Origin of the sequence: Burkholderia sp. Ac-20365 (assembly GCF_017104715.1) — a bacterium.
Classification (GTDB): domain Bacteria; phylum Pseudomonadota; class Gammaproteobacteria; order Burkholderiales; family Burkholderiaceae; genus Paraburkholderia.
Genome location: NZ_JAAGPI010000010.1, coordinates 61,758 through 77,365, shown reverse-complemented (window position 1 = coordinate 77,365; position 15,608 = coordinate 61,758). Strand labels below are relative to the sequence as shown.

Annotated in this window: 11 protein-coding genes; 8 read left to right on the top strand and 3 right to left on the bottom strand. The window is 64.0% G+C overall.

The annotated features are described in order from the left end of the window. Positions 1-32: 32 nt before the first annotated feature. The 6 genes from G3O01_RS19300 to G3O01_RS19275 all read left to right on the top strand — a co-directional run bounded on the left by G3O01_RS19300 (position 33) and on the right by G3O01_RS19275 (position 8,965). A complete protein-coding gene (locus G3O01_RS19300) occupies positions 33-5,108 on the top strand; it encodes a trifunctional serine/threonine-protein kinase/ATP-binding protein/sensor histidine kinase (protein WP_205806729.1) in 5,076 nt (1,691 codons plus the stop codon). A 135-nt stretch (positions 5,109-5,243) separates the two neighbouring features. Further along, positions 5,244-5,906: a response regulator gene (locus G3O01_RS19295; protein WP_205806728.1), complete on the top strand. Its 663-nt coding sequence runs from the start codon at positions 5,244-5,246 to the stop codon at positions 5,904-5,906. Positions 5,907-6,051: 145 nt separating this feature from the next. Next, positions 6,052-6,429: a response regulator gene (locus tag G3O01_RS19290; protein ID WP_205806727.1), complete on the top strand. Its 378-nt coding sequence runs from the start codon at positions 6,052-6,054 to the stop codon at positions 6,427-6,429. Between the two features lie 160 nt (positions 6,430-6,589). Beyond that, positions 6,590-6,967, top strand: coding sequence for a BON domain-containing protein (locus G3O01_RS19285; protein ID WP_205806726.1), 378 nt, complete (start codon positions 6,590-6,592; stop codon positions 6,965-6,967). 120 nt (positions 6,968-7,087) lie between these two features. Continuing rightward, complete coding sequence (locus tag G3O01_RS19280; protein WP_205806725.1) at positions 7,088-7,525, top strand: DUF3331 domain-containing protein; 438 nt, start codon at positions 7,088-7,090, stop codon at positions 7,523-7,525. A 39-nt stretch (positions 7,526-7,564) separates the two neighbouring features. Continuing rightward, on the top strand, positions 7,565-8,965 hold the full coding sequence (locus G3O01_RS19275) for an amidase family protein (protein WP_205806724.1): 1,401 nt from the start codon (positions 7,565-7,567) through the stop codon (positions 8,963-8,965). Between the two features lie 747 nt (positions 8,966-9,712). On the opposite strand, the gene G3O01_RS19270 is transcribed toward G3O01_RS19275, so the two are convergent. Next, complete coding sequence (locus tag G3O01_RS19270; RefSeq protein WP_205806723.1) at positions 9,713-10,381, bottom strand: GntR family transcriptional regulator; 669 nt, start codon at positions 10,379-10,381, stop codon at positions 9,713-9,715. A gap of 173 nt (positions 10,382-10,554) precedes the next feature. Here G3O01_RS19270 and G3O01_RS19265 point away from each other — a divergent pair, with 173 nt between their 5' ends. Together G3O01_RS19265 and G3O01_RS19260 are read left to right on the top strand one after the other, a co-directional pair. Then, positions 10,555-12,093: a Rieske 2Fe-2S domain-containing protein gene (locus G3O01_RS19265; protein WP_205806722.1), complete on the top strand. Its 1,539-nt coding sequence runs from the start codon at positions 10,555-10,557 to the stop codon at positions 12,091-12,093. A gap of 87 nt (positions 12,094-12,180) precedes the next feature. Then, positions 12,181-13,167 carry a PDR/VanB family oxidoreductase gene (locus G3O01_RS19260; RefSeq protein ID WP_205806721.1) on the top strand — a complete coding sequence of 329 codons (987 nt, stop codon included), beginning with the start codon at positions 12,181-12,183 and terminating at the stop codon, positions 13,165-13,167. A gap of 64 nt (positions 13,168-13,231) precedes the next feature. On the opposite strand, the gene G3O01_RS19255 is transcribed toward G3O01_RS19260, so the two are convergent. Next, positions 13,232-14,809, bottom strand: coding sequence for an aldehyde dehydrogenase (NADP(+)) (locus tag G3O01_RS19255; protein WP_205806720.1), 1,578 nt, complete (start codon positions 14,807-14,809; stop codon positions 13,232-13,234). Next, positions 14,806-15,447 carry an isochorismatase family cysteine hydrolase gene (locus G3O01_RS19250; protein WP_205806719.1) on the bottom strand — a complete coding sequence of 214 codons (642 nt, stop codon included), beginning with the start codon at positions 15,445-15,447 and terminating at the stop codon, positions 14,806-14,808. The genes G3O01_RS19255 and G3O01_RS19250 overlap by 4 nt, the downstream gene beginning before the upstream one ends. Positions 15,448-15,608 lie beyond the last annotated feature (161 nt).

Genomic DNA, 15,608 nt, shown 5'->3' with positions numbered 1-15,608 from the left:
CGACACGCTCGCCGTGTCACTAACCTCATTGAATGATCGATCTCTCCACCCGGACCTTCACTGACCTCAGCGCGGCAGCGCCAGGCCTGCAACGTGCAACGTCTCTAACCGCTGCGCCTGTGCTCGTCGCTGGCCGCGCCAATACCACGCCCGCCGCGTTGGCCGCGCTTCAGCGCGAATATGCATTGCGCCATACGCTGCACCACGCCTGGTGCGCCATGCCCCTCAGCATGCAACCTCATGGCAACGGCGCCGTGCTGATCCTCGCCGACCCGGGCGGAGAAACCGTGTGCACCGCCACACCACGCCCCGCAGGGCTAAAAGCATTCTTCAGGCTGGCCGTGAGCCTCGCCACATCCGTGCACGCGATGCATGCAGCCGGCGTGGTCCATCGCGCGCTGACGCCAGGCAGTTTTCTCGTCGATGAAGAAGGTCGCACCCATCTTGTGGGATTCGGCTTTGCCTCGGGCGTGCTCAACGATACGGCCGCCTTGCCCGATGCCGACTTCGAATGGGGCGAAGCGAGCTTTATCTATATGGCGCCCGAACTCGGCGCACGCATGAATGTGCGCGTCGATGAACGGGCCGACCTCTATTCGCTCGGCTGCATCCTCTATGAATTGCTGACGGGCGTCGCGCCGTTCGAAACCGCACTGGATGCCGCCGCGCGCGTGCACGCTCACGCGACACAGCGCCCGCGTCCGCCCCTCGAACTCGCCGCCCATGTTCCGCCGCAACTCTCGGGGCTGTTGATGAAGCTGCTCGAGAAAGCGCCGGGGCAGCGTTACACCAATGCCGCGAGCCTGCTGGCCGACCTGCGCCGCTGCGAGGATCTGCACGAGCGTGCGGGGCATATCCCGTCGTTCGCACTCGATACCCACGCGGCGCTGCAATCGCTGCAGCGCGCCGACGGCGTCTTCGGCCGCGATGACGAGATCGGCGCGTTGACCGCGCTGTACCGGCGCGTCGCGGACAGCGGCAAGGCGCACGTCGCGTGGATCGCGGGCGCGTCCGGCATCGGCAAGTCGACCTTGCTGCAGGAAGCCGTGGCGCGTATCCGCCGTACCGACGCGCCGCTGCTTGCCGCGGGCAAGAGTGAAGAGGGGCGGCGCGCGACCCCGTATGCCATTCTCGTGCAGGCGCTGGAGCCGTTGCTGCAATACGTGCTGGGCTGCGCCGACGACCAGTTCGCGCAGTGGCGTCACCGCATCCGCGAAGCGACCGGGCCGGCGGGCCGCACGCTCGCCGGCCTGCTGCCGACGCTCACGGCCGTCCTCGGCTCGCAGCCGGGCATCGGCGAGGCGCCCGACCCGCAACCTTCGCTCGAACGCGAACGCGTGCTGCAAGGCATGGCGCGGCTGATCGCGTGCTTTGCGACGCCCGCGCGACCGCTCGTGCTGTTGCTCGACGATCTGCAATGGACCGACGTCGGTACGCTGCATGTGCTCGAACGGCTGTTGAAGCAGCACGCGCAGTCGCCGGTGCTGTTTATCGGCGCGTTCAGAGGCAATGAAGTCGGCGCGGACCATCCGTTGCGCGTCGGTCCGCTGGCGCAATGGCGCGAGGCGCTGCGTATCGATCTGGGGCCGTTGAACGAGCACGCGTTGCGTGAGCTGATCGCGCTGGCGCTGCATCGGGACACGCAGGCGCTCGCGCCGCTCGCCGAGGAAATCGGCCGCAAGACCGGGCGCAATCCGTTCTTCGTGCGCCATCTGCTGCGCGTGCTGGCCGATGAAGGCGCGCTCGAATACGACCTCGAAGCGGGCGCGTGGGGCTGGCATCTCGAGCGTATCGTTAGCCATCGCGGCGCGGATAACGTCGTCGAACTGCTGACGCACAAGCTCGAGCAGTTGCCCTTGCCGGCGCAGTGCGCGCTGCGGGTACTCGCATGCCTTGGCGACCGCGCATCGGGCGCGATGCTGGCGGTCGCGTCGGGGCTGTCCGAAGCCGACGCGGCGCAGGGCTTGCAGGCCGCGTTCGAAGCGGGCAGCGTGTATCGCGATGGCGCGGACTGGGTGTTCTGGCACGACCGCATCCGCGAGGCGGCCTATGCGTCGATACCGGAAGCCGGGCGCGCATCGCTGCATCTGCAGATCGCGCGGCGCCTGCTGGCGCAACGCGCCGCGCATTCCGATGTGTTTGCGCTCGCCGCGCAGGTCAATCTCGCGCGGGCCGCCGTTGTCGACGAGCACGAACGGCTTGCGTTCGCCCGGCTCAATCTCGATGCGGGCCGGCAAGCGAAGTCGGCGACCGCGCATCATTCGGCGCTGGGGCTGTTTCGCGCCGCACTCGATTTCCTCGGCGACGAGGACACCACGGAAGACGGTCTCGCGGCGCGCATGCTGTGCGGCGAAGCGGAATTCATGACGGGTGCGCTCGAACCCGCCGAGGCACGGTTATCGGCATTGGAGACGGTGGCGGGCGACGGCATCTTCGGCGCGGATCTGGCGCGGCTGCGCGCGGCGCTATATACGACGCTCGGCCGCTACGATCTCGCGCTGCAAGTCGGGCTCGCGTTTCTGCGCAAGGCGGGTATCGACGTGCCGTTGCGTCCTGGCGCCGCCGACGTCGATCGCGAATACGCGCGTCTGCGCGGCTGGCTAGACGAACATGGCATCGACGGCTTGCGGAGTCTGCCGATCGTCGCCGACCCGTTGCGGCGCGCGATCACCGACATCTTCGCCGACCTGATTCCGCCCGCGCTCTACACGGACCAGGATCTCGTCGACCTGATGCTGCTGCGCGCCGTCAATCTCGGCATCGAGCATGGGCATTCGGATGCATCCGCGAACGTCTACACCTGCATGCAGCAGATTTTCGGCGCGCGTTACGGCGACCATGCCGCCGCGCTGCCGTTCGGCGAACTCGCGCTGCATCTGGTCGACCAGCGCGGGCTCGCACGTTATCGCGCACGGGTCTACATGGTGTTCGGCACCTTCGTCGTACCGTGGGCGCTGCCCGCGAGAACGGGGCGCGACTACATCCGGCGTGCATTCGATATTGCCGTCGAAAGCGGCGATCACACGTTTGCGATGTACTGCCCGAGCAATCAGGTGACGGGAATGTTGTTCGCGGGCGAGTTCCTCGGCGACGTGCGCGCGACGGTGTCGCGCGGCCTGGCGCTGGTACGCGACGCCAATTTTCGCCTCGTCATCAAGTCGTTTCTCGCCAAGTGGGCGTTCGTGACGGCGTTGCAGGACGGCGTGCCGGATCCCGATGAAGAGCCGCCGCCCGTTCCTGAGGAAGGCGCGCCCGTCACGCTGGTGGATCTCGCGTACTGGGTGTACCGCATGCAACGCGGGCTGCTGCTAGGCGATCTGCACGATGCCGTCGAAGCACGCCGGCGCGCTGACGCGTGTTCGAACTTCGCGCGCTCGTTTGCCGAGCGCGCGGAATTGCCGTACTACGGTGCACTGACGCTGCTCGCCTTGCCCACGCGCGACGCCGAACAGGAAGCGGCGCTGCAGCGTCATAGAGATCAGCTCGACGTATGGGCGCTTGCCTGCCCGATGAACTTCGTCGCGCGACGCGAACTGGTGCGCGCCGAGTATGCGCGTGTCTACGGGCCTTCGCACGAAGCGGGCGAAGCGTACGCAAAGGCCGTTTCGCACGCGCGCCGCAACGGCTTTACGCAGGTCGAGGCATTCGCCGCCGAACTGGCCGCGCGCTTTCATGCTTCACGCTCAGAAGAGGTGCCGGCGCAAGCGTATCTGAATCACGCGCGCGGCGCGTGGCAGCGCTGGGGCGCAACGGCCAAGGTGCGTCAGTTGCAGGCCGACTATCCGGATTACTTCACCTCCGACAGCAGCGCGCCAGGAGCGAGCCGTCTGCAGGAACTCGACGTGCAGGCCGTGCTGCGCATTTCGAATGCGCTTGCCAGCAACATCGTGCCCGCGCGTCTGGTCGAAACGCTGTTGCGCACCGCGCTCGAAAGCGCGGGCGCCGAGCAGGGCGCGCTCGTGCTGTTGCAACGCGGCGTGTGGCGCGTGCCGGCGCGCGCGCAGGTGATGGGCGGCGCCATCGTGGTATCGCATGAGGCGGCTGGGTTCTCGTCGGACACGTTGCCCGTCTCGATCGTGCATGCGGTCGCGCGCACGCAGGAAAAGCTCGTGCTTGACGATGTCTGCGACTCGCCCGCCTATGCGCAGGACGACTACGTGCGGCGTGAGCGGCCGCGCTCGGTGTTGTGCGTGCCGCTGATGCGTTATGCGATGCTCGTCGGCGTGCTGTATCTGGAGAACAATCTCGCGGCGAATGTCTTCACGTCGGCGAAAGCGGCGTTGCTCGAAGTCGTCGCTTCACAAGCGGCGTTTGCGCTTGAAAACGCGCGTCTCTATGAAGAACTGTTCGAGCAGAACCGGCAGCGCGCGAAGGCCGAAGACCAGTTGCGCAACGCGCTCGGCGACCTGGAGCGCGCGAGCCGCCTGAAGGCGATGGGCGAACTCGTTGCGTCGATCGTGCATGAAGTCGGGCAACCGCTTGCCGCCGTCGATGCATCCGCTAGCGCCGCGTTGCGCTGGTTGAACCGTTCGCCGCCCGAGATCGGCGAGACGCGCGAGATGCTCACGCATATCAGTCTGAGCGCGACGCGCGCAAGGGCGATCATCCACGGGTTGCGCGCGAAGGCGCGCCGCGCGGAGCCGCAGTTCGTGACGCTGGATCTGAACGAAGCGTTGCGCGAAGCGGCCGCGCTGGTCGCCGGACAACTCGACGCGCTGAAGATATCGCTGGAGTTGCGCGGGCTCGATCTCCCGGTGCAGGTGCGCGGCGACCGCATCCAGTTGCAGCAGGTCGCGATCAATCTGCTGACGAACGGCGCGGAAGCCATGGCGTCGCTCGCGCAGGGCGAGCGCAAGCTGAGGCTGGTCTGCACATCGGAGGAAGGCGCGCCTGTGTGTGTGTCGGTGGAAGACCGGGGCGGCGGCATCGACCCGCAGATCGCCGGGCGTCTGCTCGAACCGCTTTTCACCACCAAGGAGAACGGCATGGGCATGGGGCTCGCCATCTGCAATTCGATCGTGGAAGCGCATGGCGGCACGCTGACGCTCTCGCCGCGCGAAACGGGCGGCACGCGTGCAACGTTCACGCTGCCGCGCTGCGTGCCGTGACCGGCCGCATGCGACGTTACGATTGCCTATAGCTTTGCGCGCTGATGCCGTGGACCGGCATGGTCGCATTTGTTACCATGGTCGGCCGCCTCAATCAGCGGTCATCCGCGTTATAAGAAACAGCACAAAGCAACGATGTCGAGATCAACGCCTTCCCAGTCAGCTTCCTCTCAATCCGATGCACGCCTCGTATATATCGTCGATGACGACGAACTCGTGCGCGGTGCGCTGTCGGGGCTGCTGCGCTCGATCGGCATCGATGTGCGCGCGTTCGCATCGACGGAAGATTTTCTTGCTGCCGACAAGCCGGCCATTCCTTCCTGCCTCGTGCTCGATGTGCGGCTGCGCGGTCAAAGCGGCCTCGCGCTGCAACAGACGCTGAGCGAAGACGGGCGCGTGCATATGCCCATCATCTTCATGACGGGCTATGGCGACATTGCAATGTCGGTGCAGGCAATGAAGGCGGGCGCCATGGATTTTCTCGCCAAGCCGTTCCGCGATCAGGACATGATCGATGCCGTCATCGCCGCGCTGGAGCGCGACGCAAAGCGTCTTGCTTCGGACCGCTCACTGCACGCGATGCGTTCGGCATGGGAGTCGCTCACGCCGCGCGAGCGCGAAGTGCTGCAGCATGTCGCGACAGGCCTGCTGAACAAGCAGATTGCCGCGAACATGGGCATTGCGGAGATCACGGCCAAGATTCATCGCGGACAGGCAATGCGCAAGATGAATTCGCGCTCGGTCGCGGAACTGATGCGCAAGATGGAAGCGCTCGGGATCGTTCAGGCGCCGCGATAGCCGCGCGTTGCATTCCCCGGTGCACATCAAAAGGGGCCATATACGATCATATGATGGTGTGCGCAAAAGGCGCGCTCTATGCTGACCATGCCGGGCAAGTTTGGGATCCGCTCATTCGCTTGCCTCGACATCAGCGAGAGTGTCCTTGTCCCTGCATAACAACGAGCTAGTCTCTATCGTCGACGACGATCCCCTTGTGCGCGCCGCAACCAGCAGTCTGGTGCGATCCCTTGGATGGGATGCGCGGGTCTTTGCATCCGGCGCTGAACTGCTTGCTTCCGATACGCTCGAGCGCACGCGTTGCCTCGTCTGCGACGTGCAGATGCCGGATATCGACGGCATCGAACTGCTTGAAACGCTTCAGCGCAAACACATGCGCATTCCTACGATCTTCATTACCGCATTTGCCACGCAACGCATGCGCGAGCGCGTGCAGGCCGGCACGGCGCTGTGCATGCTCGACAAGCCGATCGACGCGCGGGAACTGGAGATGTGGATCGGCCGCGCGCTTGGGACCGGATGACGCTTGCGTCCTGTCGCGCAATGCAACTGTAAAACCCGATACATTTGGATACGTCGAGGAAAAACAGACGATACATTCAGCGTTTCTAATTGTCGGCAGGCGTTGGTGCACGAAGCGCTGACGACCCGCAGTTCACTTCAACAACGACAAGGACAAGACAATGAAGCTCCGCCAATTCGTACTGGGCAGCGGCCTCGCGGCCGTGATGGCATTCTCGTGCACGCAGGTGTTCGCGGCCGACGCGGCAGCCAGCGACGCGACCGCAACAACGGGCACGCAGGCCGGCGCGACGAAGAAGTCGATCCGCGCGGCCAATCGTGCGTTCTCCCGTCCCATCCAGAAGACGATCTCGAAGACGAAGGGTCTGGAAGACACGTCGATCACCGTGTTCGGCAACGCGAAGACGGGACAGGTGACGCTGGCAGGGCAGGTGTCGAGCGAAGACCAGGATCGCCTTGCCGTCGATACGGCGAAGCAGGCGCACGGTGTCACGTCGGTGGTCAGCAAGCTGACGCTGCGCCAGCAAGGCGGCGGCTGATCGACGGTCGATGCATGACGGCGAGCGGCTGCGCGGACATGTTTTGCGGCTAGCCGCCGCCTTCAGCAGAATGGAGATGTTTTCAAGGTTATGGCCGCGACAGTGACGGGAGATAAGTCGATGAGCGCGCTATCCAAAGACAATGTCGTACTGCGTACGCTGCTGAACGTGCTGGATCCCTCTGCGGAACAGCGCGACGCGTGCGCGATCAACCGGTATTCGGCGCTGAAGAAGCTGCGTATCACGCTGCCGTCGCCCGTCGATGAAGAACCGTTCGATGCGCCTGCCCGGCCCGCGCATATCGTGGTCGAGGAACGGCTGTCGTCGTGCACGATCAGCGTATCGTGGAGCGACCCGCGCTCGGGGCATTACAGCGCGCAGATCTGGCGCAGCGGGCTCGCGCGCGGCGCGGCCGTGTGTGCATTGACAGGCCGCGCGATCAGCCGCGGCGATGAGGTGTTCCGTCCGCGCGCGCACGATTTTCACGTGCCGTCCAACCGGCATCAGATGATTCTTGCGGCCACGCTCGATCCGCACGCGGACCTGCCCGCTGCGTGATGCACGTCTTTTCCAGTCCGATTCCTTATCGAGGGCAACATGAGTGAACTATGGCGTTTGTCCGCGGCTGACCTCGCGACGCGCGTTCGCAGCCGCGAGGTGTCCGCGCGCGAGGCGGCACAGTCCGCGCTTGAGCGGCTCGATGCCGTGAATCCCATCATCAACGCGATCGTCGCGCACAAGCCGGAGTGGGTGCTGCGCCAGGCGGACGAGATCGATCGCGCGATTGCGCGCGGCGAAGATCCGGGGCCGCTTGCGGGCGTGCCTGTCACGACGAAGATCAACGTCGATCAGGCGGGCTTTGCGACCACCAACGGCACGCGTTTGCAGGAGAACCTGATCGCCGAGGCGAGCAGTCCTGCCGTCGACAATCTGTCGAAGGCGGGCGCGGTGCTGCTTGGCCGCAGCAATTCGCCGACCTTTGCGTTGCGCTGGTTCACGTCGAATCAGGTGCATGGCCGCACGCTGAATCCACGCGATTCGTCGCTGACGCCGGGCGGTTCGTCGGGCGGCGCGGCTGCGGCTGTGACGGCGGGCATCGGGCAACTGGCGCTCGGCACGGATATCGGCGGCTCGGTTCGCTATCCCGCCTATGCGTGCGGTGTGCACGGACTCAGGCCGAGCTTCGGGCGGGTGCCGGCCTTCAATGCGTCGTCGCCGGAGCGTGCGATTGGTGCGCAACTGATGTCGGCGGCGGGGCCGATCGCGCGCACGATCGCGGATCTTCGACTCGGCTTGCAGGCGCTTGCCGCGACGGACCTGCGCGACCCGTGGTATGTGCCGATGCCGCTGGAGGGGCGCGCGGTGCCGTTGCGGGCGGCGCTTTGCCTGCGGCCCGGCGGCATGCAGATCGCGAAGGAAGTCGAAGATGCGTTGCAGGATGCAGCGCGCCGGCTGGTCGATGCAGGCTGGCAAGTAGAAGAAATTGAAGACGTGCCGTCGATTCGCGAAGCGGGGCAGTTGCAGGAGCGCTTGTGGCTGGGCGACGGCTTCGATGCGCTGGCCGATTCCGTCGCGCGTGACGGCGATCCGGGGGCGGCGGCTGTTATTGCGGCGGCGCGGTTGAAGGTGCGGGATTTGCCGGTCGATGTGATCAGCCGATCACTTGTGCGGCGGACGACGCTTACGCGGCAATGGCGTTTGTTTCTTGATCAGTATGCGGTTGTGTTGATGCCCGTGTCGGGCGAACTGCCGTTTCCTGATGATCTCGATCAGCGTGGGGCGGAAGGGTTTGATCGGGTGTGGGAAGCGCAACTCACGATGCGTGCATTGCCTGCTATGGGCTTGCCTGGGCTGGCTGTGACGACCGGATTGGTCAACGGTGTGCCCGTTGGGGTGCAGGTTGTTGCTGCGCATTATCGGGAGGATTTGTGTTTGCTCGCGGGGGAGGAGATTGAGGCGCGGGGGGCGGTGGTGGCGCCGATTGATCCGGTTGTTTAAGGTTTGGTTTTTTGTTTTTTGCTTTCGCTTTTTTTGCTTTTGCTTTCGCTGGCATCCGCGTGATGTTTTGCCTTGTTCATGCGTTGCCCCTGTGCGGGGCGGCACCTACTTTTCTTTGCCGCGGCAAAGAAAAGTAGGCAAAAGAAAGCCGCTGAACACCGCTAATTCTTGACGTTTGCCCACGGGCCCCCAACAGCCCCGTCTTGTATGCGGCACCGCTCTTCTCGATGCCCGCTGCCAACGCTTCGAATTGGCTCATCACCCGCTTCACACGTCCGCGTCGGCGCGTGCGCGATCAAATTGCGCGCGTTCTATCGCGGCAAACTGTGTGTCGGCTGTCGCGCCGCACACGCATCACTCCGGACTGAACAGCACGATCGGTGTCGTAGGAGCGCTGACGTGTGAAGTACCGCGACCTACACACAGTTTGCCACCTTGGCGGCAGTGACCATTCGCTGCTGTTCGCTGTGCTACGGGTGTTTGAAGTGGGTGAGGCGACTAGCCGAAGCGTTGGCAACGGACGGTGAATGGCAGAACGCCGTGTGAAGCGGAGGACCCGTTGGGGGCCCTCAGGCTGAGGCCAAGAGCTGGCGGTGTTAGCCCGCTTTCTTTGCTTACTTTCTTTGCGGCGGCAAAGAAAGTAAGTGCCGCCCCGCACAGGGGCAACGCCTGAAGCAAGAAGGCATATCGCGGATGCCAGCGAACACCCAGGCAAACCACTAAAGGCGATAGCAGGACAAAAAACAACTACCCAGCCTTAAGCATCTCCCCAAGCCGTGCCACAAGATTCTCCCTCGCACTGCGAGCATGAAACTCCGTCAACTCAGCAGCCCGCACAACATCACGCGCAGCGATCGCTTCGGCGATAGCCTGATGCTCATCCCAGATCGAATCACGCAACCGCGAAGACTGCAAAACCGCGCCCATGACGCGCCGCAAATGCACCCAATGCAATTGCGCACTCTCGACAATCAAAGGATTCCCCGACGCCTTATAAATAGCCGAATGAAATGCAATATCGGCGTCGATCATCGCCTTCACATCCTTGCCCTTCGAGACAAGCCGCCCACGCATGATCAACGCATTGTCGATCACAGCCCCGCGCTCCGCGGCAAGCTTTGCCGCCAGCGCATCGAGCGCGCCCCGCACCTGATACAGCTGGCTCGTCCATTCGACATCCAGCGGCGCAACCAGCACGCCGCGCCCCGGCGCATCCTGCACCAGGCCATCCTTCTTCAAAAGACGCAACGCCTGCAACACCGGTGAACGCGACACCGCGAACTGCTCGGCAATCTCTTCCTGCGTCAGCCGCGTGCCAGGCGCCAGCGACCCGTCGCTGATCGCATCAGCCAGCACGCGATACACCTCCTCGACATAGTCGGGACGAACCTGCAACTTCTTGAACTTGAGCGTCATGATGAGCCTCTGTACTTTGGATACAGACTACATCGTGACGGCAGCATGGTCAACCTTAGGTGTAAACCTTGATTGGCGGTGATTCGGCACATGCTTAATCTTTGTATACAGAGTTCGGTATCCGTATTCAACAGGCGGAAGCAGTCAAAAACCCCACAGTCAAAGGAGCGGTCATGACGATCAAGTCGGAACAGATGGAGAAGGGCGGCAGCACGGGCGGCACGGTGGTGAAGAAGCTGATTCCCTACGGCGGCTACTACACGAACAAGATTCCGACCCATGACATCGAGTTGACCGAGACGGGTCCCGGCACACCGATGGGCGAGTACATGCGCCGTTTCTGGCATCCCGTCTGCATGGCGATGGAACTGACCGATACGCCCCGCTTCCTGAAGATCCTCAACGAAGAACTGGTCGCGTTCCGCGACGGTAGTGGCCGCGTCGGCCTGCTGCACGCGCATTGCGTGCACCGCGGTGCTTCGCTCGAATATGGCGCGATCCAGGAGCGCGGCATCCAGTGCTGCTATCACGGCATGGTGTTCGATGTCGACGGTACCTGTCTGCATGCGCCGTTTCCGAAGGGCGAGGAAGGCGAAGCCGAGAAGTACGCCTGCTCGATCCGCCAGGGCGCGTACAAGGCCGTCGAGCGCAACGGTCTCGTGTTCGCCTATATGGGTCCGCCCGATGAAGAGCCGCCGTTCCCCGAGTGGGAAGGCAATTTCACCGTGCTGCCGACGGATGAACTCGTGCCGTACAGCAACTTCCAGCACTGCAACTGGCTGCAGGTGCAGGACAACGCCGCCGACAACTACCACACGGCCGCGCTGCACGCGGGCAAGAACGTGGTGGGCGGTCACTATCAGGGCACGACCTTTGACGAAGTGGGCGCGGCATCGATGGAAGTGCCGCCCGACATGCAGTTCATTCCTGTGCAGCAGGGCCGCAGTCTTGCCTGCGCAGGCGCGCGCCGCGCGGACAAGGATCATCTGTTCGTGCGCGTCCAGCATCAGGTGCTGCCGAATCTGAGCCTGCACGCGTACACGTCGGAAGACGGGCTCAACAAGAAGCTCTTCAGCCGCTTTCACATGATCCGCTGGACCGTGCCCGTCGACGACGAGAACAGCAAGATGATCGGCTGGCGCGTGATGGGGCCGGGCATCGATACGCGCGGCGTCGGCGACAAGTCGCTGGTCGGCTATGAATCGATCGACTTTCTCGAAGGGCAGGTGGCGATGCGCCGGCCCGAGCGCTTCGGCAAGTACTCGATCGACGATATGCCGCCCATTCCGTCGAATCACCGCGAGCGCGAACACTACAAGGACGCGCAATACGCGCCGGGCGATTACGAAGCGATCATCAGTCAGCGCCCGATCGCCGTGCATTCGCTCGAGCATCCGACCAGGTTCGACGCGGGCCTGTACCTGTTCCGCAAGATGCTGCGCGATGCCGTGCGCGGCACGAACCCCGCGGCGTCGCCCGCGGAGTTTGCGCAATGGCTGCGTGACGTCGGTGCGACGCCGAACAGCTATTGCTCGGGCAACGTGTTCGAGATTCCCGAAGCGGCGAGTGTCGAAGACGAAGTCGCGCAACGCCGCCGCATTTCGAAAGCGGTCGTCGCGATTCTCACGCAGAGCGATCACCTGAAGGGCGATGAGCGCGCCGAATTCGTGCGCGCGAAGATGGACGAGCTGGAGCAGTCGACGCGCGAGTAAGCGCAACGTGCGGCGCCGCGCAGCAACAGCGTGGCGCCGCATATCCACGCACAAAACGCGCGACGGCAGGCAGCAAGGAGACATCAATTGACAGCATTCAATCGGGCAGCGGCGACGCTCGAACTGTTCGTGCGGCAGGTCCGCTACGAAGGCCGCAATATCCAGTCGTACGAGCTGGTCGATCCCGCCGGCACAGAGCTTCCGCCGTTCACCGCGGGCGCGCATCTCGACGTGCATCTCGCGAACGGTGTGATACGGCAGTATTCGCTGTGCAATTCACCCGCTGACCGGCATCGCTATGTGATCGCGGTACTGCGCGACGAGAAGGGGCGCGGCGGATCGAAGGCCGTTCACGAGCAGTTGCAGGTGCAGGGCCGCGTGCGCGTCAGCGTGCCGCGCAATAACTTCGAACTCGCGCAAGGGGCGCGCAAGGTCATCCTGATTGCGGGCGGAATCGGCGTGACGCCGCTCAAGTCGATGGCGCATCAGCTCGCCGACGCGGGCGATGTCGAATACGAGCTTCACTACTGCGCGCGCGATGCGCAATGCGCCGCGTTCACGGAAGACCTGCAAGGGCTGGTCGACACGCAGCGACTGCATTTTCACTTCGATGGCGGCGATCCGTCACGCGGGCTCGATGTCGCGGCGCTGCTGCGCGCTCAGGCGCAAGAAGGCACGCATGTCTATTACTGCGGTCCGGCAGGATTCATGCAGGCATGCGCGGACGCGTCCAGTCACTGGCCGCAGGACACCGTGCACTGCGAGCATTTCAAGGCGCCTGAACGTACGGTCGCGCTTGAGGACAGGAAGCCGGGCGAATTCACTGTCGAAATCGCCAGCACGGGGCAGCGTATTCCCGTTCCCGTCGACAGGAGCATCGCGGACGTGCTGAAGGCCGCGGGCATCGATGTGCAGACATCGTGCGAAGCGGGCTTGTGCGCGACCTGCAAGGTGCGCTATCTGAGCGGCGAAGTCGAACATCAGGACTGCATTCTCGATGCCGGCGAGCAGCAGAACTTCCTCACGTTGTGCGTATCGCGCGCGAAGAGTGAACTGCTGGTTCTGGATCTTTGAGCAAGGCATAAAAGAGCCTGCGCACGTATTCTGCGTGCGCAGGCTTCATTGCATCGAAATACGATCAGGCCTTCGACAGTTCACCATCCGTCAAACGCCACAGCCCGCGCGGATTGTCGTGTTTCAACGCTTCCGGCAGCAGATCGTCCGGGAAGCCCTGATAGCAGACGGGTCGCAAGAAGCGCTCGATCGACGTCATGCCGACCGACGTGAAGCGGCTATCCGACGTCGCGGGGAACGGCCCGCCGTGAATCGACGCATACGACACTTCCTGCGGATGCGCGAACGCATTCACGACGATGCGTCCCGTGCGCCGTTCGAGCACGGGCAAGAGGCGCGCGGCGAGCGCGTGATCGGCGGAATCGAGTTGCATCGTCGCCGACAACTGGCCGTGGAACTGCCGCGCAAGCGCGATCAACTGCCCGACATCCGCCACACGCACGAGCAGCGCAGCCGGTCCGAACACTTCTTCGGATAGCGACGCGTCCGCCAGCATGCGCGCGCCGTCGACTTCGAGCAGCACGGCCTGGCCGTCCCACGCGCCTTGTGCCTTGCCGCCTGACGCGATAGGTTCCGCACCCGCGTTCTTGCGTCGCTCCAGATTCTCGCTATACGACTTCCAGATGCCGGGCGTGAGCATGGTGCGCGCGTGCATGGCTTCGACGCGTGCGATCAGCGCCTGACGCAGTTCGCTAAAACCAGGGCCGTCGACGGCGAGCAGGATGGCGGGCTTCAGGCACGCCTGCCCCACGTTGACGAGCATGCGTTCGCCGAAGCCGTCGCCAATTGAACCGCCGCGTGCCGCGAGCGCCGCCGGCAGCACGAAGGTCGGATTGACGCTGGTCATTTCGGTGAACACGGGAATCGGATCGGGGCGTTGCTGCGCGCGCCGGTAAAGCGCCATGCCGCCCACTTCGGAGCCCGTGAACGTCACGCCCTTGATAAGCGGATGATCGACGAGCGCTTCGCCGATTGCATTGCCGCCGCCACGCAGCAGCGAGAAAACGCCTTCGTGCAGGCCCGATTCTGCAACTGCCTGCTGGATCACGCGGCCCATGATCTCGGATGCGCCCGGGTGCGCGTTGTGCGCCTTCACGATCACGGTGCAGCCCGCAGCCAGCGCCGACGCCACGTCGCCGCCCGCCACCGAGTAGGAAATCGGGAAGTTGCTTGCGCCGAAGATCGCGACCGGACCGAGCGCGATTTTCTGCATCCGGTGATCCATGCGTGCACGCGGCTGACGCTCGGGTTGCGCGGGATCGATCGTCGCCTGACGGAAACGCCCTTGACGCACCACGGTTGCGAACTGGCGGAACTGCGTGGCGGCCTTTGCGGTTTCCGCTTCGAGCTGCGCGGCAGGCAAACCGGTTTCCAGCGACGTGCGTTGCGCGAGTTCGGGCGCGACGGCATCGAGTCCGGCGGCGATGCGCTCGAGAAACGCAGCGCGTTCGCCGAGCGATGTGTTGTTGTAGCTATCGAATGCTTCGTCGGCGAGTTGCGCTGCGATCGTCACTTCCGCGCTGCCGCCGAAAGCGAACGCCGGTTCGATCTCGGCATTCGTCGCAGGGTTCAGTGCTTTCATCGTGCCTGCCGTCGCTGCGATCTCTTGTGAACCGATCAGCAGATCGCCGGTGAGTTTCATGCCGGTGCTCCTTGCGCTGCGGGCAGCGCGGCGATCAGTTCTGCCGTCGTCAGGATTTCATGCGCAAAGGTCGGGCCGTTCAGTGCGTGCGCGGCATGCATCATCGCCTCCGAGAAAGCTGCGGTAGCGTCGCGTACCAGCGTGACGTGATAACCCAGTTCCATCGCAAAACGGCTGGTCGACTCAATGCACGTATTGGCGAGCAGCCCAACGGCGATCACATGCGTGACGCCTTGCTGCTTCAGCTGGAAGTCGAGATCGGTATTGGCGAAACCGCTTTGCGCCCAATGCTCCTGCACGACGATGTCGCCTTCCTGCGGCACGAAATCGGGATGCCATTCGCCGCCCCACGTGTCTTTGGCGAACGTATGACGCTGCGCAACCAGACGCTGCGTCGGATTCGGATGGTCCCAGTTCTCGTAATCGCCCGGTCGCCAGCGGCGATGCGGTACGTAGAACACCTGGATTGCCGCCTTGCGCGCGGCGGCGACCGTCGCGCGCAGGTTGTCGAGCAGCCGGACGTTGGTGGCGATCTCCTTGATCATCGGAAACAGCTTGCCGCCTTCCGACAGGAAGTCGTTGTACGGATCGACCAGCAGCAGGCCGGTGCGCTCCGCGCGATAAACAGTGTTGGGCATTTCAGTTCTCCATCGAAATGGGTGCGGTCGGATTGGCGTTCCGCACCCGGCGCCGGCTGCCTGGATCGGACGATGCATGACGTCTCACACATCGCTAACGTCCAGGCAGGATATAACTATGAAAATCATAGTGTCAAGTGTGGCGAGGCTTTTCCGGCTGT